Consider the following 25,567-nt stretch of genomic DNA (forward strand, 5'->3'; position numbering starts at 1 on the left):
CTGAGCTGCGAGCGAAGCGAGCCACGAAGGGTTTCACAAGGCACGTCACCATGCCCTTCGAGGCTCGTCGACCTCGACGCGCTCCTTCGTCGCTGGCTCGGCCCGGCGGCTTGCGCTCCTCACACCTCAGGGGGCGGAATTGGGCACCGCTCGCGGGGTCATCCCCAACGCCGAGATCGCGCCCAGCGCAGCGATTCCCGCGAGTACCCACCAGGCGGTCAGGAACGAGTCGTGCACATCGGCGTACACCGCCGAGGTGCCGATGATCGCGACCAGCAAGCTGACGCCCAGGGACATGCCGATCTGACGACTCATGTTGACCACCGCGCTCCCGGTCGCGGCCTGATCTGCGGGGAGGTCGGCGGTCGCCGAGGAGAGGATCGACGGCAACGCGAAGCCCACTCCGACACCGCCGACCAGCCAGCCAGGCAGGAACTCGGTGGCGAAATCCGGTGTGGCGTCGACTGACAGTGCAATGAGGGCGGACCCGAGACCGAAGAGCACACAACCGAACGCGACGAGTCGCCCCACCGGGACCCGCGCACTGAGGCGATGGGACACGGCCGCGAAGATCGGCACCATCAGCGGTCCGGTCGAGACCGCGAGACCCGTCGCGATCGGCGAGAAGCCCCAGACCTGCTGCAACCACAAGATGTTCGCGAGAAGTGCGCCGGCGAACGGGATGGAGAACAGCAGCATCGTCACGTTCGCCACCGAGAAGGCCCGGATCCGCAGCAGTGCAGGCGAGATCACCGGTTCGGGATGACGCGCCGAACTGAGGACGAAGCCGACGAGGGCGACCCCGGCGACGATCCACGCACCGGTGATCCGCGGGTCCGTCCAACCCCATTCACTCCCCTGGACCAGACCGAGTGTCAAGGCCCCCACCGAGACGACCAGGAGAAGCGCGCCCAACGCGTCGGGAAAGCCGCTGGCCGAGACGTTTTGGGGGCGGGACAGTACGATCGCCCCGGCGACGATCGCCGCCACGCCGACGGGCACGTTGACCAGGAACACCCAGCGCCACGAGGCCTCGACGAGAAGACCGCCGACCGCCGGCCCCAAGGCCGCGGCCAGGGCGCCGGTGGCCGCCCAGATGCGCACCGACCGGGCCCGACGTTCCGGCGGCAACGTCGCCACGACCAGACCCAGACTCGCCGGGGTCAAAATCGCCGCGCCCAGTGCCTGCAGTGCGCGGAATGCCACCAGCCACCAGACGCCCTGCGCCGCGGCACATGCGGCACTCGCCGCGGTGAAGATCGCGAGACCGAGCAGGAAGCCGCCCTTGCGGCCGTACCGATCGACGATCCGGCCCGCCGGAACAAGGAGCGCCGCATACAGAATGGCGTATGCGTTGAGGATCCAGGACATCTGGGACAGGGTCGCACCGGTGAAGTCGGCACCGATGTCGTCGAAGGCGACGTTGACGATGAAGACGTCGAGGCTGGCCATGAACGCTGCCCCGGACAGGATCAGCAGAACGAGGCCGGGCCGCGCGACTGCCGGCGCCGGCGCCGCCGGGCCGCTTCGAGTGACCGTCATCGGACCGGCCATCCGAGAACCCGGCGACTCTGGCGCGCGGAGGCGAGGAGCCGGCCGCCGCGGTCGCGCAGCGTGGTGTCGTCGACCGACCAGCCGCCGGACGTCGAGGTGTTACGCGTATGGACGAGAATCGGCGCCGGAGTGGCGTCGTCCAGCGGCGCCGTCACATGCATGGAGAAGGCCACCGTCGGAAGTGCAAGCGGCGCAGTCAGAATCGGGAAGACGGCGGGCGGTAGGCAATCCGCCAGCAGGGCCAGGTAACCGGCGTCGACGGCCATCGGGGTTCGGGTGGTGATCCATGCCCGCATCCAGGCCTCGTCGGCTCCGGTGAGCGCGAGCGGACCGTCGACCGGTCGCACATCGAGCTGCGCGCCCATCGGCACGATCTCCGGGGGAATCATGAAGGGGTCGAGCCCTTCCGGGCCGGGAACGCCCGCGACCCGGTCGATGACATCGGTGGGTGCGGATTCCCCGACCCGCCCGGTCGTGACTGATGCCGACGCGATGTCGACACCCGCCTGGGTGACCGTGACGTCGACGACCCTCGTGTGCCGACCGACCTCCCGGACCGTCGGCGTCAGGAGCAACTCCCCGCCGTCGGGCTTGCCGACGAATCGCAGATCGAGAGCGCGCACCGTCGTACCCGGCGCTGCATCGGCGCCGACCCGGACGGCCAGCGCCGCGATGGCACCACCGTGCGGGCCCGACCATCCCCACCAGGAACGGTCGATGGTCGCCGACCATCGACCGTCTCCGGTCGGGGTCGCTCCGAAACTGTCCAACAATCCGTCAATGGCTTCTTGCCTGGTGAGTTGCTTCACGCAACTCATGCAAGCAGGTTGAGTTGCGTCACGCAACCCACTACTCTCGATCCTATGCGCCGCGCCTCATTCGCCGAGATGAACTGCTCGATCGCCCAAACGTTGGAGATCGTCGGCGAATGGTGGACGCTGCTGATCGTCCGGGACGCGATGTTCGGCGTGACGCGATTCGACGAGTTCTCGTCGCGGCTCGGCATCGCGCGGAACGTGTTGACCCAGCGGCTGGACACCCTCGTCGAACACGAGATCCTGGCGAAGGAGCCGTACCAGGACAACCCGGTGCGCTACGACTACCGCCTCACCGAGAAGGGCCGGGACCTCTGGACGGTTCTGGCCGCGTTACGTCAGTGGGGTGACCGGTGGACCGCCGAGGACGGCGCACCAGTGGTGTCGACACACTCCTGCGGCCAGACGATGACGGTCGAGCCGACGTGCTCGGCATGCGGCGAGCGAATCGGCACCGGCGAACTACGGGTACACCCGGGCCCCGGCGCGACTACGGACAATCCCCTCGCGGGGCTTCGCTGACCCTGGGCGCCACCAGCCGACAATTGCCATCCCCCTGCGCGCTGGAGACCTGCGACGATGACGAAGTCCATGTCGAATAACTAGAACGTGTTCTACTGTGGACGGAGTTCCACTGCCGTCCCGAGGAGCATGATGCGGTTCACGTATGCCGAGGCCATGACCGATCCGTCGTACTACGCGCCGCTCGCGCAGGCCGCCGAAGCCGCGGGGTACGCCGGCTTCACCATTCCCGACTCGCTGGCCTATCCGGAGGAATCGGACGCGAAGTATCCGTACACCCCCGACGGCAATCGCGAGTTCCTCGACGGCAAGGCGTTCATCGAGACCTTCATCCAGGCCGCGGCGCTCGGCGCGGTCACCTCGACCATCCGCTTCACCCCGTTCGTGGTGAAGCTGCCGGTCCGCCCGCCCGCGCTGGTCGCCAAGCAGGCCAGCTCGGTGGCGTACCTGACGAACAACCGCTTCGCGATGGGCGTCGGCACGAGTCCGTGGCCCGAGGACTACGACTTCATGGGCGTGGACTTCAAGCGCCGCGGCAAGCGGATGGACGAGTGCATGGACATCATCCGCGGCCTGACCACCGGCGAGTACTTCGAGTTCCACGGCGAGTTCTACGACATCCCCAAGATCAAGATGACCCCCGCGCCCACCGAACCGATCCCGCTACTCGTGGGCGGTCACGCCGACGCCGCGCTGCGTCGCGCGGTCATCCGCGGCGACGGTTGGATGCACGGTGGCGGTCCGCCCGAGGAGCTCGAGACGCTGCTGGACCGGATCAACGAGATCCGCATGGCCGAGGGAAAGACCAACGATCCGTTCGAGATCCACGTGATCTCCATGGACGCCTACACCGTCGACGGATGTAAGCGGCTGGAAGACAAGGGGATCACCGACGTGATCGTCGGTTTCCGGCTGCCGTATGTCATGGGCGACGACACCGAGCCGCTGCAGACCAAGATCGACCATCTGAACTGGTACGCCGACAACGTGATCGCCAAGGTCAACGGCTGATCGTCCTGCCTCTCCCGGTATTCTCCGCCCTGCCCTGGGGTATGGCACGGTTGCACCACCTGTACCGCTGGGGCACACTGCACAGCAGGGCGCCTCACGCATGCCGTGGCGCGGCCGACGTGCGGTGAGACTCCGAGGCGAACACTCGCCGGGCGGGAGGACAGTGATGACCGATTCGCCGAGCGGGTCGGTGTATTCATCTGTGCGCGAGCAGCTTCCGCCGCGCAGACCCGACGTTCTCGATCGCCGCGGGTTCCTTCGCGTCGCCGGTGTCGCCGGAACCGCCTTGCTGGGCACGTCCGTGCTGGCCGCATGCGGTGGCGGGTCGTCGGACACCGTCAACACCATCAAGGCCGCCATCGCCGGTGAACCCGACCAGCTCGACCCGCAGAAGTCCAGTTCCTACTTCACCTTCGAAGTACTCGAGAACGTCTTCGACACCCTCGTCGAACCCGACGAGCAACTCCAGATGCGGCCGGCACTGGCCGAGAGCTGGGAGGTCAGCCCCGACGGCCTGCAATGGACGTTCACGCTGCGCGACGGGGTCACGTTCCACAACGGCGACCCGCTGACCGCAGCCGATGTCGAATACTCCTTTCGGCGGATCATCGACGAAGAACTGTCCAACGCATACAAACTCGAGGCCATCGCGTCGATCACCGCCCTCGACGACCGTCGGGTCCGGTTCACCGTCAGCGCGCCGACCCCCAATCTGCTGACGAGCATCGGCGGGTTCAAGGGACTGGCCATCGTCAACCGCCGCAACGTCGAATCCGGTGAGATCACGACCAGGCCGATCGGCACCGGGCCGTTCTCGTTCGTCTCCCGGTCGCCGGGCGCATCCATCGTGTTGGCGTCGAATCCCGACTACTGGGGTGGGGCGCCCGCCGTCGACGGCGTGCGCTACAGCTTCATCTCACAGGGAACGACCGCGGTGTCCGCACTACGGTCGGGTGAGATCGATTGGACCGACGCCATTCCCGCCCAGCAGCTCAGCATCCTGCGCCGCGACGACGCACTCGATGTCGGGACCGTGGTCGCCAACGACTACTGGTACGTCACGATGAACTTCGACGCCCCGCCGTTCGACGACACCCGGGTCCGCCAGGCGGTCGCGTATGCGATCGACCGGGACTCGATCGCGCAGGTCGTCGGATACGGGACCGCGACGCCCAACGAGCTCGCGATCCCCTCGACCAGTCCCTGGTTCGCACCCTACGACCGCTATACCGCCGGACTCGACCGCGACGCCGCCGTCGCGAAGGCCAGAGACCTGCTCCGGCAGGCCGGCATCCGCGGACTCGACATGCGCCTGATGGTGACCACCGAGTATCCCGAGACGGTGACGGCGGCGCAGGTGATCGCGTCGAACCTCGCCGACGTCGGGATCGACGTGCGGATCGAACAACTCGACTTCGGCGCATGGCTCGATCGCCAGGCCGCCGGCGACTTCGACGCCCTGCTACTGGGCTGGCTGGGCAACATCGACCCGGACGACTTCTACTACGCCCAACACCATTCCGAGGGCACGTCGAACTCGCAGAAGTACTCGAACCCCGAGGTCGACGCGCTGTTGGACCGGGGCCGAACCGAACTCGACGTCGAGGCCCGCAAGCGGATCTACGCCGAGGCCGCGAGCATCATCGCCGACGACGTGAGCTACCTCTACCTCTACAACCCGTCGTCGACCCAGGCTTTTGTGACGCAGCTCCGGGGATATGTCGTCCGACCCGACAAGGCCATCCGGTTCCGCGATGCCCGGCTGGAGAGGAGCTGAGATGACCGCATTGCACTCGCCGCTGGCGCGCTTCATCATCGTGCGGCTGCTCTACACGGTCGCGGTGTTGCTCGGCGTGATCGTCGCGGTGTTCATCCTGATGCAGGTCGTGCCCGGTGATCCCGTCCGCATCGCACTCGGCATCCGCTACACCCCGGAATCGTATGAGGCCCTGCGCAGCGCGTCCGGACTCGACCAGCCGCTGGCAGCACAGCTGGTGAACTATGTCGGCAGTGCCTTCACCGGTGACCTCGGTGTCAGCTTCCGCAACAGCGAACCGGTCACGACGATGCTCTTCGATCGGCTTCCCGCCACGATCACACTCGCGACCGCGGCGATCGTCGTCGCATTGCTCATCGCTGTCCCACTCGGTTTCTGGGCGGCACTGCGGGAAGGTCGGTTGGCTGACAACGTCATTCGCGTGGTGAGCCAGTTCGGGATCTCCGTGCCCGACTTCTGGATGGGCATCCTGCTGATCGGTCTCTTCTCCACCGCGCTCGGCTGGTTGCCGTCGGCCGGGTACCAACCCTTCGCCGACGACCCACTCGGTTGGCTCGAACACCTCGTGCTGCCGGCGATCACGGTCGGGGTCGTGACGGGGGCGATCATGACGCGCTACGTGCGCTCGTCGGTGCTCGACGTGGTGAACGCACCGTTCGTGACGACGGCCGAATCAAAAGGGCTGAGCACCAAGCGTGTTCTCCTCGATCACGTCGGACGCAACGCGCTCGTACCCGTGCTGACCATCTCCGGTATCCAGTTCGCAGGTCTGCTCGGTGGTGTCATCGTCGTGGAGGTCGTGTTCGCCTGGCCCGGACTGGGTCTGCTGGTCTACGACTCGGTCGCCGCGCGCGACTACCCGGTCCTACAGGGTGCGATCCTGCTCATCGCGGTGATCTTCCTGGTCGTCAACCTCGTCGTCGACATCCTCTACGCCGTCATCGATCCCAGGATTCGGCTGTCATGACCCTCACCTCTCCCGACCCGCCGGAACCCGGTACCGGAGTCGACGACGAATCGGCCGGAGCTCCTTCGACCGATTCGGCCTGGCGATTGCTGCTACGCAACCGCACCTCGGTGATCGGGTTGATCATCATCGCGGTCGTCCTCGTGTGCGCGGTGTTCGGTCCACTCATCGCTCCGTACGGCGCCAACGAGATCGACGTCCCGAATGCGCTGCAGGCGCCCAGCTGGTCCCACCTCTTCGGGACCGACGACCTGGGTCGCGACGTCTTCTCCCGGGTGGTGCTCGCCGCGTCGGTGAGCATGCGCGTGGCGGTCATCGCAGTGGCGATCTCCCTCACCGTGGGCGTGGTCCTCGGCATGGTCGCGGGTTTCGCGGGCGGCGTCCTCGACACCGCGCTCATGCGGATCGTCGATGTGGTCTTCTCCTTCCCGGTACTGCTGCTCGCGCTGGCCATCGTCGCCATCCTGGGACCGGGAGTCACCTCGGCGATGATCGCGATCGGCGTCGTCTACATACCGATCTTCGCCCGGGTGGCGCGCGCCGACACCCTGCGTGTGCGACAGACCCAGTACGTCCAGGCGTCACGCACGATGGGGGTGGGGACACCGGCCATCCTCATGCGGCATGTGCTGCCCAACATCTCGGGTCCGGTCATCGTCCAGACCTCCATCTCGCTCGCGTTCGCGATCCTGTCGGAGGCGGCGCTGTCGTTCCTCGGTCTGGGCGTCCAGCCGCCGGACCCGTCGTGGGGCCGGATGCTCTTCGACGCACAGGGGTTCATCACCACCGCCTGGTGGTTGGGTGTGTTCCCCGGTCTGGCGATCCTCGTGACGGTCTTCGCGTTCAACCTCGTCGGCGACGGCGTACGCGATGTGCTCGACCCGCGCCAGCGCACGCTGCTGCGCAACCGCGGGTACGAACGCAAGTCGCCGACGGTGACCACACCGTCGACCGCGAAACACGTCAGCTCCGACGGATCGGTGCTGCGCGTGGAGGACCTCGTCGTCGGTGTCGGTCCGCGAGAGATCGTGCACGGCATCAGTTTCTCGGTCGCGCCGGGTGAGACGCTCGGGATCGTCGGGGAGAGCGGATCGGGCAAGTCGCTCAGTGTGCTGTCGGCCACCGGTCTCTTCGACGCGCCCAGCGCCTACGTCCGCGGGTCGGCCCGCCTCGGCGACACCGAAATCGTCGGCGCCACACCGGCGGAACTCCGGGCCCTCCACGGTTCGCGAGTCGGCTTCGTTTTCCAGGACCCGTCGTCGAGCCTCAATCCCCTGCTCACCGTCGAACAACAACTGACCGAGGGTCCGCGCCGGCATCTCGGCCTCTCGCGGGGCGAGGCGCGCGAACGGGCCCTTACCCTGCTGCGCGACGTGAACCTGCCCGACCCCGAAAGCCGTTTGCGCGCATACCCGCATCAGTTGTCCGGCGGCCAACGGCAGCGCGTCATGATCGCGATCGCGTTGGCCTGCGATCCGGAACTCCTCATCGCCGACGAGGCCACCACCGCACTCGACGTGACCACGCAGGCACAGATCATCGACCTCGTCGCGAAACTACAGCGCGAGCGCGGTATGGCGGTGGTCTGGATCAGCCACGACCTCGGCGTCATCGGACGGATCGCCGACCGGGTGATGGTGCTGCGATCCGGCCGGATCGTCGAGAACAATGACGTCACAACGCTGTTCGACGACCCGCAGGACGAGTACAGCCGCACACTGCTGGACTCACGTCCGCTGTTGAGCAAGGTCACCGAACGTGATGGCGCGTCGCCTCTTCAGAAGCGAACCGACGCCGACCCACTGCTCCGCGTCACGGGGCTGGGCGTCGACTATGTGGTCCGCGGCCCGTCGGGGCGCCGGGTGGTGCACGCCGCCGACGGGGTGGACCTGCAGGTCGCTCGTGGCCGGACGCTCGGGATCGTCGGCGAATCGGGTTCGGGGAAATCGACCGTGGCCGGCGTCATCACCGGCCTCATCACGTCCGCCCAGGGCACGACGGTGCGGGGCAGCGTGACCGTCACCCTCGACGGCCGGAGGGTCGAGGCCATCGGGGCGCGCGGCGCCGACGAAGCCCTGCTCCGACGCCGCGTCGCCATGGTGTTCCAGGACCCGGCCGCCTCGCTCGATCCGCGGATGACGGTGGCGGCGTCGATCGCCGAACCGCTGCGGACGCACGGCCTCACCGACGGCCGGGACGGCACGCGGAGTCGTGCCGAAGAGTTGCTCGCCGACGTCAGCCTCGACGCGTCATACCTCGACCGCTATCCGCACGAGATGTCCGGCGGCCAGCGGCAGCGGGTGAGCATCGCCCGCGCGCTGGCGTCCGACCCGGAGGTCCTGATCCTGGACGAATCGACGGCATCGCTCGACGTGTCGGTGCAAGCCAGCGTCCTCGACCTGCTCGCCGAGCTCCAGCGTCAGAAGGGGCTGACCTATCTGTTCATCGCGCACGACCTGGCCGTCGTCGAGCAGATCAGCGACACCGTCGCGGTGATGCAGGACGGGAAGGTCGTGGAGAGTGGACCGGCGTCGACCATCCTCCACGACCCCGCGACCGACTACACCCGCGCGTTGCTCGCGGCCATCCCGCCGGAGGTCCCGCAGCGGGCCTGACCCGTCGACTGTGCGTTGCAACCCCGCCACGCCCGTCGGCACGGTTGCCAGGGCGTCGTCGGCTAGGGTGTCAGCGTGTCTCGACCCGACCCTGGTGACCACGTCCGCGATGACGACGAACCGAGCCACGAGGACTTCGCCACACGCCATGCGCCGATGCCGATCGAGCTGCCCCTCGACGACGAAGAGGCGTCGACGAACGTCGGTCTGAAGACCCAGCTGGTGCGCTTCGTCATCACCGGCGGGTTCTCCGGGCTGCTGGACTTCGGGCTGACGATCCTCCTGCAATACGGTCTGGACGTCCCGTTCTGGCCCGCGAAATCCGCCGGGTTCATCCTTGGCACCACCGTCGCGTACCTGCTGAACCGTCGATGGACATTCCGAGCCGAACCGAGCATGGCGCGGTTCGTGTCGGTCGTCGCGCTCTACGTGGTGACCTACTTCGTCAACGTCGGTATCTACACGCTTCTGTCGCATGCCTGGCAGGAAACGCTGCTGTACAGCTTTGCGGCGTACGTCGTCGCACAAGGCACCGCTACGGTCATCAACTTCGTCGTCCAGCGGATGGTCATCTTCAAGATCCGCTGACCCGAGAACGCACGGTCAACGAAAGCGGACGCCCAGTCGACGGGCAGGGTCAGAACTCCTCGTCGACGTCGGAGTCACGGGCGGCGCGCTCACCGCGGTCGAGGGTGGCGAGTTCGGCCAGGTCGGCGGGGTCGAGAGCGAAGTCGAACAGGTCGGCGTTCTCCACCTGACGGCCGGTGTGCGACGACTTCGGGACGACGCTGATGCCGTTCTGCACCGACCAACGCAATGCGATCTGCGTCGGCGACTTGCCGTATTTACGCGCGATCCGGAGGATGACCGGGTCGGCGAGCAGGCCTTCCTTGCGGCCGGTCGGATGCCACGCCTGAGCATGAATGCCCTTGTCGGACATGAACTCCCGCAACTCGGTTCGCGGCAGCGACGGTGAGCACTGGATCTGATTCAGAACCGGCCAGCGTCCAGTCTCGTCGAAGAGCATCTGCAGGTGGTGMTGTTTGAAGTTCGAGACGCCGGGTGTGCGGACGTAACCCTCGTCGGCGAGCGTGAGCAGCGCTTTCCAGGAATCGACGGTGCGGCCCAGGCTCGGGCACGGCCAGTGGATGAGGTACACGTCGATATGCGCGACACCGAGCCGGCGAGCGCTCTCCTTGGCGGCGTTGATCGCCTCGTCGAAACCCTGGTCACCGCCGCTCAGCTTGGTCTGCACGACGATCTCCTCGCGCGGGACGCCGGTCCCGTGCAGGCCCATCCCGACACTCAGCTCGTTGCTGTACCGGGGCGCGGTGTCGAGGAGGCGGTAACCGGACTTGATCGCCGAGCTGACGGCGCTGACAGCCGGCCGGCCGAGCATGTTGTAGGTGCCGAGCCCCACCAGGGGGATCGAGGTGCCGTTGCTGAGCTCGACCGAGGGGATGTCCACCGCATCAGGATATGTCGACAACCGCATCCTGCGCCGCCGGTCGATCTGGAACGCTTGACCGATGAGCACCGGAGACGACGCGTCGTACGACGACATCGTGGTGGGCGCGGGACACAACGGCCTCACGGCTGCCGCCTACCTCGCTCGTGCCGGCCGGCGTGTGCTCGTCCTCGAGAAGGCCGACCACGTCGGCGGCGCCACGGTGTCGGCGACGCCGTTCGCCGGTCTCTCCGCGCGCCTGTCGCGGTACTCGTACCTGGTCTCGTTGATGCCGAGCCAGATCATCACCGACCTCGACCTCGACGTCACACTCATCCGACGCCGCTATTCGTCGTACACGCCCCTGCCGTCGGATCCGGCGCGCGGCATCCTCGTCGACAACCTCGACGACGATGCGACGGCCGCGTCGTTCCGGCGGGTGACCGGCTCCGACCTCGGCTTCACCGCGTGGCAGTCGTTCTACCGTCGGCTCGGCGTGGTCGCCGACCGCGTCTTCCCGACCATGACCCAGCCGTTGCGGACCGCCGCCGACATGCACGACCTCGTCGTCGGCCCAGACAAGTCCACCACCGACACGTCGACCGCCGAACTGTGGGAGGCGCTCACCACGCTGCCGCTGGGCACGCTGCTCCGTCAGTACTTCGACGACGACCTGATCCGCGGGATCGCCGCCACCGACGGACTCATCGGCACCTTCGCCGACCTCGACGATCCGTCCCTGCGCCAGAACATCTGCTTCCTGTACCACGTGATCGGCGGCGGAACCGGCGACTGGGACGTCCCGGTCGGCGGGATGGGCGCGGTGTCGGGTGCGCTCTACCAGGCGGCGACCTCGGCGGGAGCCGAGATCAGAACGGGCGTCGAGATCACCGGCGTCGATCCCGGCGACGGGACCGTCGAGACGACGAGCGGCACCTTCCGCGGTTCGATGCTCTATGCCGCGTGCGCGCCGCAGGTGTTCAACACGTTCCTCGACGGGACGCCGATCCCCTGCGAGCCGGACGCCCGCGGGTCGCAACTCAAGATCAACCTGCTGCTCGACCGGTTGCCGCGACTCCGCGACGGGTCGACCCCGCCGGCGTCGGCATTCGCCGGGACCTTCCACATCAACCAGACCGCCACCCAGCTGCACGACGCGTGGCGGCAAGCGAATCGTGGTGAGGTGCCGGAGGTCCCGCCGTGCGAGATCTACTGCCACACGCTCACCGACCCGTCGATCCTGGGCCCGGAGCTCGCGGGCAAACACACGCTGACGCTCTTCGGGCTGCACATGCCAGCAGACGTGTTCGACGAACCCGGCGCCGTCGAACACGCCGTCGGCGCGACCTTCGCCTCGTGGAATTCGGTGTTGGGGGAACCGATCCAGGCGGTGATCGCGCACGATGCCAACGGCCGGCCGTGCATCGAGGCGAAGACCCCGCAGGACCTCGAGGACGCCGTCGGACTGCCCGGCGGGCACRTCTTCCACCGGCCGTTGCAATGGCCGTGGGCCGAGACCGTGTCGGAAGTCGGCCAGTGGGGCGTGGAGACCCCGCATCCGCGACTTCTGTTGTGCGGCGCGGGCGCTCGTCGCGGCGGCGGGGTCAGCGGTATCCCGCACCTCGTGGCGAGAGAAGTAGTTGCGCATATTCTTGATCTGGTCGTCGTCGACGTCCTTGCCGTCGGCCAACTGGTGGGCCCGGTGGCGGCCGGTGTCGGTGAACCCCTTACCCGCCTTGCCGTCGTCGATCCATCGCACCGCGCGCTGGGCAGCCTCTTGGACGTCCTTCGGTGGCTTGTGACTCATCTGCCGCGCTCCTGTCGTGGGGTCGTGAGATATCCGCGTGCCCGCCGGAGCCAGGCGCCAAACCCGTCGACCGGGCCCTATGAGCGCATCTCGGCGAGGGGACGGTCATCGGCGATGGTCGTCGTGGCCCGATCCGCTCCTCGCGCGGGTAGCGACACGAACGGCGTCGGCCACCAGAACCAGCGACCGGACAGTCGCGCGATCGCCGGCATCACCAGTGTGCGGACGAGAAGGGTGTCGATCAGCAGTCCGATCGCCACGGTCGTGCCGATCTGCGCGACGTTGTGGGCGTAGCTGGCGAGCATGGCCAGCATCGTGATCCCGAAGGTGAGTCCGGCCTGGGTGACCACGCTGCCCGTACCGACCATCGCGCGGATCAGGCCGGTGCCGCCACCCGCCCCGTACTCCTCTCGAAAACGACTGACCAACAGCATGTTGTAGTCGGCGCCCACCGCCACCAGGAAGGTGAACGCGATGGGTGCGACCGACCAGTGGAGCGGATTACCGATGAGACCCTGCCACAGGAACACCGATACCCCCATCGCGGACAGGTAGGAAAGCCCGACGGTCCCGATCACGGCGAGTGCCGCGACCAGACTGCGCAGCAGGAACAGGACGACGCAGAACACGAAGGCGAAGGCGGCGACGACGATCGCGATGAAGTCCTCGTGCGCGAACGACTCCATGTTGAGGAGCATGCCGCCCGGCCCGCCGATGCTGACGGTCGATCCGGCGAGCGATGTGTTCTTGATCGCCGCGAGTGACGTCGGGATCACCTCCGCGCTCACGTCCATCGCGTCGCGGCTGAAACCTTCGCGCTGCGGGGTGACGATCATCCGCGTCGCCTTGCCGTCATCGGAGAAGTAGTACGGGATACCGCTCTGGAAGAGCGGGCTCTCCAACGCCTGGCTGGGCAGGAAGAAGGCGCCGGCGGCGGGGCTGCCCGCCGAGTAGGCGCCACTGACCTCGTCGAGGAAGTCGGTGATCTCGCCGACCTGCGGGAGCAGCGCACCCAGTGTCGTGCGCAAGGGGCCGATCAGCTCGCGGATGTCGGTGACCGTGGCGCGCAGCGTCGGGATCTGCGCGGCTGCGGTGGGCAACGCGCCACTCAGGGAGCGGGTGCCGCCGGCGAGATCCCGGACCGATTCCCGCAGTGCGGGAACGTCGTCGAGAACGGACAGCCCGGTCAGGGCGGTGCGGCACGCGACGACATCCTGGCACCGCGGGATCGACCCGACGAGTCCACGCATCGGCGCAATCCCCGCCGACAGTTCGTCGACCTTGGTGAGCGTCGACTCGCTCGTGCGCTGCAATCGCGCAGTCGCGTCGGACAAGGAGCCGGCGCCGGCCGCCCCTTGCCGCAGCGCCGCGTCGACGCCGTCGATGGCGGTGTCCAGACGATCGACCGTTACGCCGATCGCGTCGAGATCGGTGATCCGATCGCGCAGAAGCGATGTCATCTGACCGAAGCGGCTACCGATGTACCCGGCCTGGGAGGTGAGGGTGCCCTGGTCGAGGGTCTGTCCGAGTGGGCGGGTGATCCCCTGGACCGCGTTCACGCCGTCGATCGAGGCGACGGCGTCGGTCATCTGCGCAAGGGCGATCAGATCCGCCGCATTGCGCATGTCATGGTCGGACTCGACGATGAGCACGCTCGGCGCCATGATGTTGGGCGGCAGGTGCCTGTCTGCCGCAGCGAATCCCACGTTCGCCGGCGAGTCCGCAGGCTGGGCACGACGTTCGTTGTAGCTCGGGGCGTACATCGAGAGCGGGATGATCATGACCGCGAGAACAACGAGTGCCGCGGCGAGTACCGGGCCGGGCCAGCGGGCGACCGTGGTCCCGATCCGGCGCCAGCGTCGTGGCGACGCCGACTCGCGCGGCTCCACGAACCCGAGCCTGGTGGCGAGGGCCAGGACCGCGGGGCCGAGGGTGAGTGCAGCCGCGAGGGTGATGAGAATGGCTATGGTGCAGGGCAATCCCGACGTGCTGAACATCGCGAGCCGGGTTGCGGCCAGGCAGGCCATCGCACCCGCGACGGTCAGCGCCGAGGCGATGACGATGTGCTGTACGCCGGCCAGTGCGTCGTAGTACGCGTCTTCTCGGTCGCGACCCTTTCGGCGGGCCTCCTGGTACCGGCCCACCAGGAAGATCCCGTAGTTGGTGCCCGCGCCCAGGACGATCACCGCCGACAGCGCCGCGGCGAAGATCGATACCTTGATGATCTCGTTCTCGGCCAAGAAGGAAATGGTCGCGCGGGCCACGGCCAACGCCAGCCCTACCCCGAGCAGTGGCACCATCGCGGTGACCACGGACCGGTAGACGAGCAGCAGCACGGCACCGACCAGCAACGCGCACACCGAGACCAGCAGGATGATGGAGTCGTTGATCGCCACCATCTCGTCGTTGACGACCGCCGACGGACCGGTGACGTGCACGTCGATACCGGGTGGCGGTGTCGACGCGGCGACCGTGTCCCGCGCGGACTGGGTCGACTCCATGGCCAGCGCGGTGCCCATGTTCCCGGCGAGATTCACCAGGACGTAGGCAACGTGACCGTCGGAACTCTGTGCAGCCGGAGCGAGATCGGGATTCGACCACAGGTCCATCGCGGAATTGACGTGTTCGGTGTCCGCGGTCAGCGCAGCCAGCAGGTCGTCGTAGTAGGTGCGGGCGTCGGGCCCCAGCGGTTCGTCACCCTCCATGAGTACGTAGACGAAGTTGTTGCTGCCCCCGCCGCCGAAGTACTCGCCCATCTTGACCAGCGCCTGCACCGACGACGCCTCGTCGGGCAGGAAAGACTGCGCATGTTCGGTGACCGTCGATTCCAGCTGGGGCACAACGATGTTGAGAACGCCGGCGATGAGCAACCAGATGACTATGACCGGCAGCGAACAGGCGTACAGAAAGCGTGCGAACCGCGGCCTCTGCGATGCCCTGCCGCGCAGCACCTCGCGGCGAACGGGCCGCCGGATCTCGGTGGAGAGTCCCTGTCGGAGTCGAGCGAACCGCTCGCGTCTGGTGGTCATCTGCCGCTCCCCTTCGTCGGCGCTCACCTACGCCACCGGAACCAGACAATTGGCGACCGTGCTGCCGTCGGCACCCGAGCCGGTCTGCCTCGCTCGCTCGAATCCGTTGACCCGCACCGCGCATGACACCGCGCCGCGACCTGATGATTGAGTGAGCACCCCGACGGAAGTCGTCAGTTCGCGCGTACGGAGCACCATCCGCCACGGAACGGAGACCTTGTCGTCGACGACCCGTCCCCCGGGCTCGATGTAGGACACCCGCGCTGACGAGCCCGCCGGGCCGGTCACCACGTACTCGATCGATTTGTCGCGCACGACGCCCGCCTCAGGCGCCGCCGGCGAGTGGCCGATCGCCCGGTAGGGGATCTCACTCAGGCGCAGCTTGCCGACGTAGAACGCCGACACGGACATCACCGCGATGACCACCCACACGATCCACCACGAGCCTGCATACGCAACGGACTTCTTCATCGGACCCCCATCGACATCAGGCATCCGCGCCTCGACCTGGCCTTATGCCTGCCGAGCCGCGTTCTGCCTGCCAGTGGCAGGGACTCTATATGTGACATCGCACGTTGGCAAGGTCCACCGAACGCCCGCGTCTTGCTTCGAAGCCATCCGACGCGGACCTCCGCCATGAACTCCATGCGTGATGGCCGTGACCCCTTCTTCCGGGGGTGGTGAGTCACGTCGCAAGGCGCGACCATGGGCTCCTCGCGAAGCGAGCAGGGTGCGCCCCTGTGACGGAAGGCCTTGCCATGACCACGAGCCGATTCCCCTTGACCGAACTCGCCGACCTGCCGGATGACCTTCGCGATCGCATCCACCCCATCGCGGAGAAGTCTGGTTTCGTCCCCAACATCTTTCGCGCGCTGGGGCATCGCCCGAACGAGCTACGAGCGTTCCTCGATTATCACGACGTCCTGATGGAGGAACCGGGCCCGCTGTCGAAAGCCGAACGCGAGTTGGTCGTCGTCGCCTCGTCCGGAGCGAACAGATGCATCTACTGCGTCGTCGCCCACGGCGCCATCCTGCGCGTGCGATCCAAGGATCCACACCTCTCCGATCACGTGGCAACCAACCCTGCCGGAGCGGTCCTGGATGAGCGTCAGCGCGCGATCGTCGATCTCACTCTCGCCCTGACCAGGACCCCAGAACTGTTCGCGGACAGCGACATGGCTCGCGCCCGGCAAGCGGGGCTCACCGATGACGAGATCTGGGACGTCGGGGCGATCACTGCGTTCTTCGCCGCGTCGAACCGACTCGCACACCTGACGGCGGTGGCACCCAATCACGAGTTCTATTCCATTGGTCGGTGACTCGGGACACGGCCGGATCAGCTCACCGCGGATCGAGCCGGTACAGACGCGAGTGAGCGGGTGTCACCACACGGGGCTAGGTGGAGCTCAGTGCCGAGACGAGCACCGACACGAGCCTGGGTATCGCGGTTCGATCTGCCGACGCATGCGCCGGGTCGAGCTGCCCGATCGACATTCCCCAGCAGTCGGGGTCTTGTAGCAGCGCGCCGAGGGCCTGTCCGAGGATCGCGATGGTCGGCCCGCTGTTTCGGCCGTTCACGTTCTCGGCGATCGGCGCGTCCAGAAAGTCGAGTACGTCGACATCGAGATGCACCAGGAACGGTCCGGACGCCAGAATCCGGCGGGCGTCGGCGGCCGCACCTCGGGGGTCGTCGCAGAGCGCGGTCTGGTCGACGACCGCGATTCTGTGTTCTGCAGCCTGTCCGCGTTCCCAATCAGTTGTTTCTCGACTCAGATCAACGCCGAGGTAGACCAGGTCCGACGGCTGCAACAACGGTGTGCGGTACATCAGATCGACCAACTCCGGCGCGGCCCCCTCGAGACCCAGCGCGTGTGCCATCCCCATCCMGCTCAGTGAGCCCTCCGTCGTCGAGCGGGGGGTGTTGAGATCCAGATGCCGGTCGATGTAGACGAGCTGGGCCGTTCTCCGGCACGTGCCATCGCGTCACAGAGTCCGACGGCGACTGTGCAGCTTCCGCCGAGCACGAGCAGACGTTGCTCCGCTGCGAGCAGGCTCGCCGCAGCGGTGGAAAGCTCGACGAGTGCATCCGCCTCTTCGCCGAGGTTCTGCGCGAACTGTCGCTCACGGTCGGGAAACCACAGCCGCGTCGTCAGATCGCCGGCATCGACGACGTCCGTGCCCGACGCCCGCAGCTGTTCGACAAGGCCGGCAGCTCGCAACGCGCCGGGCGCTCGTTCTACACCCACGCAGTAGGCGCCGGCACTACTGGGCACACCCAGCACCGTCGTTCTCATCGAGTGCCGTCGACCGGACTGGCGTGGGCTGGCTCCATGGCACCCATCGTCGCAGAATCAATCGCCTGTTGGCCGCCCAGATCGGAACGCAGACCATGCAGATCCGAAGCCGACGTCCTGCCTGACCCGCCGCCCGGCTCGCACACGAGGGCGAGGTCGTGCCACGTCAGGGACGCGGTGAGCCATAATCGCGAGCATGCAGAAGCCGGCTTGCCCGATCCGACGGCGGACCGCGCCCGAGGTCCGGGAATCGCTGCTCGTCGCGGCTGTCGCCGAACTCGACGAGGCCGGACCCGAGAACGCGAGCCTGCGTGCGATCGCCCGCCGGGTGGGTATCACGCATCAGTCGGTGGCCCACCACTTCGCCGATCGTCGGGCGTTGTTCACCGCGGTCGCGGTCCGCGGTTTCGACAACCTCCACACCGAACACATGCGCGCGCTCGAGCAACTGCCGGACGACGCCCCGCTCGGCGAGGCCGTCGCCACGCTGGGGCAGGTCTACGTCCGGTTCGCACGCGACAATCGCGCGACGGTCACGCTGATGATGGGCTCACGACTCGTCGACAACAAGGCGCCCGACCTAATCGCGGCACGGGCGCGCGGATGGGAGTTGCACACGCGCACCGTCTCCGACGCCGCCGACCACGGTTGGGGCGGCGGCGTGCCCGGTAACCTCATCGCCGTCGCAACCTTCGCCATGGCGCACGGCCTGGCCGCACTGGAGACCGACTTCGCCGACCAATTGCCCGACGGCACCGGCATCGAAGACCTGCTCTCGCTGGTCAACGCCGCGATCATCACTCCGCCGCACCAGGATTCGTGATCACCAGCGGCCATCGCCCTCAGTCCGTCAGAGCATGTGCACCTTGCGGTAGATCCGTGCCGCGGGCCGGGTGAGCAGACCCACCTCGTCGAGGAAGCCCATGAGGTGTGCGCAACCCGAGCGGACCATCGACTGGAAATGGTGGTTGCGGCGCATCTCTCCGACCGCCCGACGGTGGTCCAGACCGGCGTCGGCGTAGGCCTTCGGGCGGACGAGGCTGACGAGGATGTAGGACACGGCCATCGCGGTGATCACCGAACTGAGCTGTCGCCGAATCCAACTGGCTTCCGCCATAAACTGGCGCACTTCCTCTCGCGCGAAACGCATGTGGCGAGATTCCTCGAGGACGTGGATCTCGTTGACGGTGCGCACGAGCGGCAGCACCCGATCGTCACGCATGCAGCCCCGCTGCAGCACGTCCAGGACTTCCTCGGCGGCAAGGATTCCGGCGTAGGCGACTTCGCTGCCCGCGACGCGCATGAACAACTTGCCGAAGCGACCCAGGCGCGGATGAGGCGTGTAGCTGGTCCCGGTCAGCTTGTACGACGTCTTGGCGAACATCAGCGAATGCCGACACTCGTCGGCGACCTCGGTCAGGGCGAACTGGAACTCCGGGCGGTGGTAGTCCCCGAGGTACTGATCGCGGATCACCATCTCCTGCAGCATCATCTCGAACCAGATGCCGATGCTCATGATCGACGCGGTCTCGTGCCGGGTGAGGGCGATCCGCTGCTGCTCGGTCATCTCTTCCCAGTAGGCCGTTCCATACAGAGTCGACCACTCCGGGCTGCAGCCGTACTTCTCCTTCTCGAGCGGCGCATCCCAGTCGATCTCGGTCAGTGCATTGCGCGACAACCGCGCGGCAGATGCCAGCAGGCGCTGCGACACCTCGTCGATTCCGTCGTCGGAACGGGTCACATCTCTGAGCGCTTCCATGCCGGGCTCCTCGTCGTGCGCGGTATTACGTCTGTGATGCATGCCACCACGGATCGTGCCATCAGTCAATGGTGCGTTTCTCGATGGCATCGACGAGCGCTTGGAGGTCATGGGTACGATTCCGCGTCCCCGGCATGACGGTCGGTCTGTGAACCCCGCCCAGGTAACCTCTCTAGCGATGTCTACTGAAGAGTTGCTGCCGATCACGACCCGCAAGCTGGTGGGCTGGTCTCGCACCACCCCGATCGAGGGTCACGTCCTGTCCACGCCGTACCCCGAGGTCATCGCCGAGGCGGTGGCCCGCGTGGCCGACGACAACGCGGACAAGCCGGACTACCTCAAGCGCGGCGTCATCGCCCGCGGGCTGGGCCGCTCGTACAACGAGTCGGGCCAGAACAGTGGTGGCCTCACGATCGACATGACCCCACTGACCAGGATCTACGCGATCGACGACGAGTCGGCCACGGTCGACGTCGACGCCGGCGTCTCCCTGGACACGCTCATGCAGGCGGCGCTCCCCCACGGCTTGTGGGTCCCGGTGCTCCCGGGTACCCGACAGGTGACGGTGGGCGGCGCGATCGCGCACGACATCCACGGGAAGAACCACCACAGCCAGGGCAGCTTCGGCAACCACGTCGTCGAGATGCAGCTCCTCGTCGCCGACGGCCGGATCCTCACCCTCACGCCGGGCGGCTCGGCCGACGACCCGGACGGCGAACTCTTCTGGGCGACCATCGGCGGCATCGGCCTGACGGGCATCGTGCTGCGCGCCAAGATCCAGATGAAGCGCACCGAAAGCGCCTATTTCATCGCCGACACCGCGCGCACCGGCTCGCTCCAAGAGACCCTCGACCTGCATCTCCAGGACGGATTCGAGGACGGATACGAGTACGCCTCGGGCTGGTTCGACACCATCAGCGCGCCGCCGAAGCTCGGTCGCGGCACGTTCTCCCGGGGGAATCTCGCCCGCGTCGACGAACTGCCGGAGAAGTACCGCGACAACCCGCTGTCGTTCAACAACAAGCCACTGGTCCGCTTCCCGGACATCTTCCCGCGCGGGCTCGCCAACAAGCTCAGCTTCTCCGCGGTCGGCGAGGCCTACTACCGGATCGGGCCGCCCAGTGAGGGCAAGGTCAAGAATCTCGCGCAGTTCTACCACATGCTCGACGTGTTCGGTGACTGGAACAACGCCTACGGACGCGGCGGCGGTTTCTGCCAATACCAGTTCATCGTGCCGACCGGCAACGAGGGCGAGTTCACCGCGCTCATCGAGGACATCCAGGCGTCTGGCCATGTCAGCTTCCTCAACGTCATCAAGCTCTTCGGCGAGGGCAACCGCGCGCCCCTGAGCTTCCCGTTCAAGGGCTGGAACGTCTGCCTCGACTTCCCGGTCAAGGCCGGCCTCGCCGAGTTCCTCAACGAGCTCGACCGCCGCGTCATGGCGATGGGCGGCCGCCTCTACACCGCCAAGGACTCGCGCACCTCGGCCGAGAACTTCCACGCCATGTACCCGGAGATCGGCGACTGGATCGCGACGCGTCGTCGCATCGACCCCAACCGGGTGTTCATGTCGGACATGGGTCGGCGACTCGAACTCGCCTGACCGACTGCCCTTTTCGACGCGCCGCACGCGCACCCGACCTGTACGTCACCGAAAGCGAGTACACAATGATCAACGCCGTGGGCGTCCCACAGTCCATCCTGGTCCTGGGCGGCAGCTCCGAGATCGGGCTCGCCATCACCGCGGAGTACCTCAGCAAGGGCCCCGCGCGGGTCATCCTCGCCACCCTGCCGGGTGATCCCACCGCCGACGCGGCGGTGGAGAAGGCCAAGAACGCCGGCGCCACCGAGGTCACGCAGATCGACTTCGACGCCCGCGCCACCGACACGCACCGGGCGGTCATCGACAAGGCGTTCGCCGACGGTGACGTCGACGTCGCGATCGTCGCCTTCGGCATCCAGGGCGACGACGAGCAGGCCTGGCAGGACCACGGCCTCGCGGTCGCCGAAGCCGAGATCAACTACACCGCAGCCGTTTCCGTCGGAGTCCTGCTGGGCGAGAAGTTCAAGGCACAGGGCCACGGACAGATCATCGCGATGAGCTCGGTCGCCGGCGAGCGCGTGCGCCGCAGCAACTTCGTGTACGGCTCCACCAAGGCCGGACTCGACGGCTTCTACCTCGGGCTCGGAGAGGCGCTGCGCCCCTTCGGTGCTCGCGTCCTCGTCATCCGCCCCGGCCAGGTCCGCACCCGGTTGTCGGCGCATGTCAAGGAAGCGCCGCTCACGGTCGACAAGGAGGACGTGGGTCGCCTCGCGGTGGCCGCGGCCACCAAGGGCAAGGAGATCGTCTGGGTGCCCGGGCCGTTCCGCTACATCATGATGGTGCTCCGCCACATCCCGCGTCCGATCTTCCGCAAGCTGCCGATCTGATCCCAGCCGACCGATGACGCATCCCGCCACCACCGATCGCTCCGCCGCCACCGACATCGAGAACCGGAAGGAGCCCGAGCTCAGCAAGGACCACGGGCGCGCGGTCCTGTCGCTGCTGATCGCCGTGGTGGTCGGCGGGTTGGTGTCGATGGCGGGACTGACGGCCATCGGAACCGTCGAGTGGCCGGCGTTCAACTCCTCCAACGTGACCCGGTCGCTGACGACCGCCGGACAGGTGCTGGCGATCGCCATCCTGGTGGTCGCCGCACTGCTCTATCGCTACGGCAAGGGCCGACTGCTGGTGCCGGTGCTGTCGGCGGCCGCGATGTCGGGCTTCGTCACGGTGACCATCGGAATGCCGCTGGGCGCGACACGTCTCTACCTCTTCGGACTATCGGTCGACCAGGAGTTCCGCACCGAATACCTCACCCGCATGACGTCGAGCCCGCACCTGGCGGACATGACCTACACCGATCTGCCGCCCTACTACCCGGCCGGCTGGTTCTGGTGGGGCGGCCGGTTCGCGAACCTGCTCGGCCAGCCCGGCTGGGAGGCCTACAAGACCTGGGCGATCGTGTCGATGGCGGTGGCCGCGGCCGTCGGCGTCATCCTGTTCATCCGCATGTTCGGCGCGGATCGCGGTGTCGCGCTGGGCCTCGCGGTCACCACCGTCACGTTGCTGTACGCCTCGCCGGAGCCGTATGCGGCCATTCTGGTGCTGATCGGCGTACCCATGCTGATCACGCTGACCTACGCGCTGCGCGGACGAACCCGAGCCGTCGACGGGCCCATGGGTCCGCTCTTCGGCGCGACGAGTTGGCCCGCGGTGGCGGCGTCCGGTGTGTTCCTGGGGATCTCGGCCGCGACCTACACGCTCTACACCGGACTGTTCGCCCTCACAGCTGTCCTGCTGGCCGGTTACTTCGCCGTCCAAGGCTGGCTGAGCGCGTCGAACAAGGCCACGCCGTCGGCCACGGTGACAAGCCGCCGGCGCGGTGTCGTGCTCGCGGTGATCGGTCGTCTGGTCGTCGTCGGGGTCCTCTCCGGCCTGATCGCCCTGCTGGTGTGGGCGCCCTACCTGTGGGCACGCCTGACCAACACCCCTGCCAGCGGTGGGACCGCCGAACACTATCTGCCCGAACGCGGTTCGGTGCTGCCGCTGCCGATGTTCGGGCTGAACCTCGTCGGCGCGATCACGATGATCGGCCTCCTCTGGATTCTGCTGCGCTTCCGCACCCGCACCGTCGCACTGGCCATGGGCGTCACGGTGGTGACGGTCTATCTTTTCTGCCTGCTGTCGATGCTGATGACCGCCCTGGGCACGACCCTGCTCTCGTTCCGTCTCGAGCCGATCCTGGTGGCCACACTGAGCGCGGCGGGCGTCTTCGGTGTCGTCGACCTCGCGCATGCGGCGGTACGGCGCTTCGGTGACGTTCGTGTGGTCGTCGGCGCACTCGCCGTCCTCTCGGCAATCGCGATGGCACAGAGCATCCCGGGTCATCTCGCCACCGAGATCACCACCGCCTACACCGACACCGACGGATACGGCGAACGCGCCGACGCCCGCCCGGCGGGTGCCGAATCCTATTTCGCGGAGCTGGACAAGCTGATCGGTGAACAGACCGGCCGGCCGCGCACCGAAAACGTCGTCCTCACCGCCGACTTCGGTTTCCTGTCGATCTACCCGTATTGGGGATTCCAGGGACTCACCTCGCACTACGCGAACCCTCTGGCCGAGTTCGACAAGCGCGCAGCCGCGATCGAGCGTTGGGCGAAGAGCGAGAACGCCGACCAGCTCGTCGACGCGCTCGACCGATCCCCCTGGACCCCGCCGAATGTCTTCCTGTTCCGTTACAGCGCAGACGGTTACACGCTCCGCCTCGCCGAGGACGTCTATCCCAATGATCCGAACGTGAAACGCTACACGGTAACCTTCGACCCGGCGGTGTTCGACGACCCGCGCTTCGAGGTCACCGAGCGCGGCCCGTTCGTACTCGTCGTCCGGAAGTGATGATGATGCGACTCCCGTTCCGTACCGCGCGACCGATGACGATCACCCGGGTCGACGGCGATTCGTCGACAACGCATTTCGTCTCCACCGACGTCGTGAACTGGGTGCTGCTCGAGCAGGACGGCGAGCTGACGCTCATCGATGGCGGTTATCCGGGCCAGGCCGCCCAGGTCGTCGAGTCCATCGAACGGATCGGCCGCAAGCCCGAGGACGTACGTGGCGCGCTCCTCACCCATGCTCACGTCGACCACCTGGGTGGTCTCGTCAAGCTGCAGGCGCAGTACGGGTTCGACGTTTACATGGACCCGGTCGAGGTGGATCACGCGCTGCGCCATCACCTCCAGCAGGCGAACGCGCTCGATCTCGTCCCGCAGGTGGCGAATCCCCGCCTGTGGGCGTGGCTGGCCAAGACCACTCCGCTCGGCGTCCTCAGCCGCGCGGGTCTCGCGCGGGCGTCGGGGTTCTCCACCGATGGGCACCGACCGCTCGACCTCCCGGGCGCACCGGTCCCCGTGGCGAGCCCCGGCCACACCGACGGCCACAGCGCCTACCTCGTCGCCGACGGCCGCGCCCTGGTGTCCGGCGACGCACTGGTGAGCGGACACGAGATCTCGTCGATCACCGGGCCGCAGTGCATCCCGTCGCTGTTCCAGCACGACGAACCCACCGCGCGACGCAGCGTCGAACGGTTCACCGACCTCGACGCCGACATCCTGCTCCCGGGCCACGGCCCGATTCATCACGGGGGCGTGGCCGCGGCCGCGCGTGCGGCGCTGTCACGCTGAGCCCCGGCAGGATCAGCCCCACCGCTACTCGAAGCCGACGAACGTCGCGGCCTCGGCGACCGACTTGCGTTCGGAGACCACCGCATTGGCCGGGAAGGTCTCATCCGGCCAGCCGAGCGCGATGCTCTTCATGATCACCTGATCGTCGGGGATCCCGGCGTGCTCGCGAACCACGGGCGACTGCATGATGCCCTGGCTGTTGATGACCGCGCCGAGACCGCGCGACCAGGCGGCGTTGACCAGCGCATTCGAGACCGCGCCGCAATCGAACGGGGTGTCGTCGCTGCCGTCGAGGATGCGGTCGTAGGTCACGATCACGCAGACCGGGGCGTCGAACTGACGGAACCCCCGCAGCACCCAGTCCTGCCGCATCTCCATGTCCTCGCGGGCGATGCCCATCGCGCCGAACAGTTGCTTCGCAACCTGGACCTGACGGTCGCGGTGCGTCCCGGTGAACTTCTCCGCGCCCGTCCGGAACTCTCGCGAATGGGGAACGCCGGCCAGGTTGCGCTCGGTGTTGCCCGCGCGGATGCGATCCAACGGTTCACCCGTGATCACGTGGAAGTTCCACGGTTGTGTGTTCATCGACGACGGGGCTCGCATGGCGAGGGTGAGGATCTCCTCGATGAGCTCGCGAGGCACGGGGTCGGAGGTGAACCCGCGGGTGCTGCGACGTCCCAGAACCACTTCGTCGTACTGCATCGTCGAGCTCTCCTCGCACGCCTCGAACACCCGTCGTCGCGG

General features: G+C 67.3%; 19 protein-coding genes and 2 pseudogenes. 13 read left to right on the plus strand and 8 right to left on the minus strand.

The window, feature by feature from the left end; genetic code table 11:
* Positions 1 to 126: 126 nt before the first annotated feature.
* Both A9310_RS14475 and A9310_RS14480 read right to left on the minus strand, forming a co-directional pair.
* Complete coding sequence (locus tag A9310_RS14475) at positions 127 to 1,554, minus strand: DHA2 family efflux MFS transporter permease subunit (RefSeq protein WP_083207387.1); 1,428 nt, start codon at positions 1,552 to 1,554, stop codon at positions 127 to 129.
* A complete protein-coding gene (locus A9310_RS14480) occupies positions 1,539 to 2,363 on the minus strand; it encodes an acyl-CoA thioesterase II (protein ID WP_065631229.1) in 825 nt (274 codons plus the stop codon). The genes A9310_RS14475 and A9310_RS14480 overlap by 16 nt, the downstream gene beginning before the upstream one ends.
* 54 nt (positions 2,364 to 2,417) lie before the next feature.
* On the opposite strand from A9310_RS14480, the gene A9310_RS14485 reads away from it, so the two are divergent.
* The 6 genes from A9310_RS14485 (at position 2,418) to A9310_RS14510 (ending at position 9,849) form a co-directional block, all read left to right on the plus strand.
* Positions 2,418 to 2,891 carry a helix-turn-helix domain-containing protein gene (locus tag A9310_RS14485; protein WP_065631230.1) on the plus strand — a complete coding sequence of 158 codons (474 nt, stop codon included), beginning with the start codon at positions 2,418 to 2,420 and terminating at the stop codon, positions 2,889 to 2,891.
* Between the two features lie 132 nt (positions 2,892 to 3,023).
* On the plus strand, positions 3,024 to 3,902 hold the full coding sequence (locus tag A9310_RS14490) for a TIGR03619 family F420-dependent LLM class oxidoreductase (protein ID WP_065631365.1): 879 nt from the start codon (positions 3,024 to 3,026) through the stop codon (positions 3,900 to 3,902).
* A 166-nt stretch (positions 3,903 to 4,068) separates the two neighbouring features.
* Positions 4,069 to 5,679 carry an ABC transporter substrate-binding protein gene (locus A9310_RS14495; RefSeq protein ID WP_065631231.1) on the plus strand — a complete coding sequence of 537 codons (1,611 nt, stop codon included), beginning with the start codon at positions 4,069 to 4,071 and terminating at the stop codon, positions 5,677 to 5,679.
* Between the two features lies 1 nt (position 5,680).
* Positions 5,681 to 6,646, plus strand: coding sequence for an ABC transporter permease (locus tag A9310_RS14500; protein ID WP_065631232.1), 966 nt, complete (start codon positions 5,681 to 5,683; stop codon positions 6,644 to 6,646).
* On the plus strand, positions 6,643 to 9,261 hold the full coding sequence (locus A9310_RS14505; RefSeq protein ID WP_065631233.1) for a dipeptide ABC transporter ATP-binding protein: 2,619 nt from the start codon (positions 6,643 to 6,645) through the stop codon (positions 9,259 to 9,261). The genes A9310_RS14500 and A9310_RS14505 overlap by 4 nt, the downstream gene beginning before the upstream one ends.
* Positions 9,262 to 9,336: 75 nt before the next feature.
* Positions 9,337 to 9,849: a GtrA family protein gene (locus A9310_RS14510; protein WP_078111851.1), complete on the plus strand. Its 513-nt coding sequence runs from the start codon at positions 9,337 to 9,339 to the stop codon at positions 9,847 to 9,849.
* 49 nt (positions 9,850 to 9,898) lie between these two features.
* On the opposite strand, the gene A9310_RS14515 is transcribed toward A9310_RS14510, so the two are convergent.
* Positions 9,899 to 10,729, minus strand: coding sequence for an aldo/keto reductase (locus A9310_RS14515; protein ID WP_065631366.1), 831 nt, complete (start codon positions 10,727 to 10,729; stop codon positions 9,899 to 9,901).
* A gap of 61 nt (positions 10,730 to 10,790) precedes the next feature.
* On the opposite strand from A9310_RS14515, the pseudogene A9310_RS25230 reads away from it, so the two are divergent.
* Positions 10,791 to 12,326: pseudogene (locus tag A9310_RS25230) on the plus strand (phytoene desaturase family protein); the annotation flags it as partial.
* Between the two features lie 266 nt (positions 12,327 to 12,592).
* Here the strand turns inward: A9310_RS25230 and A9310_RS14525 are convergent.
* Together A9310_RS14525 and A9310_RS14530 are read right to left on the minus strand one after the other, a co-directional pair.
* Positions 12,593 to 15,544: an RND family transporter gene (locus A9310_RS14525; protein WP_065631367.1), complete on the minus strand. Its 2,952-nt coding sequence runs from the start codon at positions 15,542 to 15,544 to the stop codon at positions 12,593 to 12,595.
* 27 nt (positions 15,545 to 15,571) lie between these two features.
* Positions 15,572 to 16,015, minus strand: a complete 444-nt coding sequence (locus tag A9310_RS14530; protein WP_065631234.1) for an MmpS family transport accessory protein — start codon at positions 16,013 to 16,015, stop codon at positions 15,572 to 15,574.
* Between the two features lie 287 nt (positions 16,016 to 16,302).
* Here A9310_RS14530 and A9310_RS14535 point away from each other — a divergent pair, with 287 nt between their 5' ends.
* On the plus strand, positions 16,303 to 16,863 hold the full coding sequence (locus A9310_RS14535; protein ID WP_065631235.1) for a peroxidase-related enzyme: 561 nt from the start codon (positions 16,303 to 16,305) through the stop codon (positions 16,861 to 16,863).
* A 76-nt stretch (positions 16,864 to 16,939) separates the two neighbouring features.
* Here A9310_RS14535 and A9310_RS26600 read toward each other — a convergent pair.
* Positions 16,940 to 17,838 (minus strand): annotated as a pseudogene (locus A9310_RS26600) (arginase family protein).
* 196 nt (positions 17,839 to 18,034) lie between these two features.
* On the opposite strand from A9310_RS26600, the gene A9310_RS14545 reads away from it, so the two are divergent.
* Positions 18,035 to 18,661, plus strand: a complete 627-nt coding sequence (locus tag A9310_RS14545) for a TetR/AcrR family transcriptional regulator (RefSeq protein WP_065631236.1) — start codon at positions 18,035 to 18,037, stop codon at positions 18,659 to 18,661.
* 27 nt (positions 18,662 to 18,688) lie between these two features.
* On the opposite strand, the gene A9310_RS14550 is transcribed toward A9310_RS14545, so the two are convergent.
* Entirely contained in the window at positions 18,689 to 19,597 is a 909-nt protein-coding gene (locus A9310_RS14550; RefSeq protein ID WP_065631237.1) for a diiron oxygenase, read from the minus strand.
* Between the two features lie 178 nt (positions 19,598 to 19,775).
* Between A9310_RS14550 and A9310_RS14555 the strand changes: the two genes are divergently transcribed.
* The 4 genes from A9310_RS14555 to A9310_RS14570 all read left to right on the plus strand — a co-directional run bounded on the left by A9310_RS14555 (position 19,776) and on the right by A9310_RS14570 (position 24,823).
* The gene (locus A9310_RS14555; protein ID WP_065631238.1) at positions 19,776 to 21,200 is read left to right on the plus strand and encodes an FAD-binding oxidoreductase; all 1,425 of its coding nucleotides are present in this window, start codon (positions 19,776 to 19,778) and stop codon (positions 21,198 to 21,200) included.
* Between the two features lie 65 nt (positions 21,201 to 21,265).
* Positions 21,266 to 22,027 carry a decaprenylphospho-beta-D-erythro-pentofuranosid-2-ulose 2-reductase gene (locus A9310_RS14560; protein ID WP_065631239.1) on the plus strand — a complete coding sequence of 254 codons (762 nt, stop codon included), beginning with the start codon at positions 21,266 to 21,268 and terminating at the stop codon, positions 22,025 to 22,027.
* Between the two features lie 13 nt (positions 22,028 to 22,040).
* Entirely contained in the window at positions 22,041 to 24,038 is a 1,998-nt protein-coding gene (locus A9310_RS14565; RefSeq protein WP_139104630.1) for a galactan 5-O-arabinofuranosyltransferase, read from the plus strand.
* A gap of 5 nt (positions 24,039 to 24,043) precedes the next feature.
* Positions 24,044 to 24,823 (plus strand): MBL fold metallo-hydrolase, encoded by a 780-nt coding sequence (locus tag A9310_RS14570; RefSeq protein ID WP_065631370.1) that lies wholly within the window; start codon positions 24,044 to 24,046, stop codon positions 24,821 to 24,823.
* Between the two features lie 24 nt (positions 24,824 to 24,847).
* Here the strand turns inward: A9310_RS14570 and A9310_RS14575 are convergent, their stop codons facing one another.
* Positions 24,848 to 25,525: a nitroreductase gene (locus tag A9310_RS14575; protein ID WP_065631369.1), complete on the minus strand. Its 678-nt coding sequence runs from the start codon at positions 25,523 to 25,525 to the stop codon at positions 24,848 to 24,850.
* Between the last annotated feature and the right edge of the window lie 42 nt (positions 25,526 to 25,567).

Source organism: Gordonia sp. UCD-TK1 (genome assembly GCF_001691435.1).
GTDB classification, from domain to species: Bacteria; Actinomycetota; Actinomycetes; order Mycobacteriales; family Mycobacteriaceae; genus Gordonia; species Gordonia hongkongensis.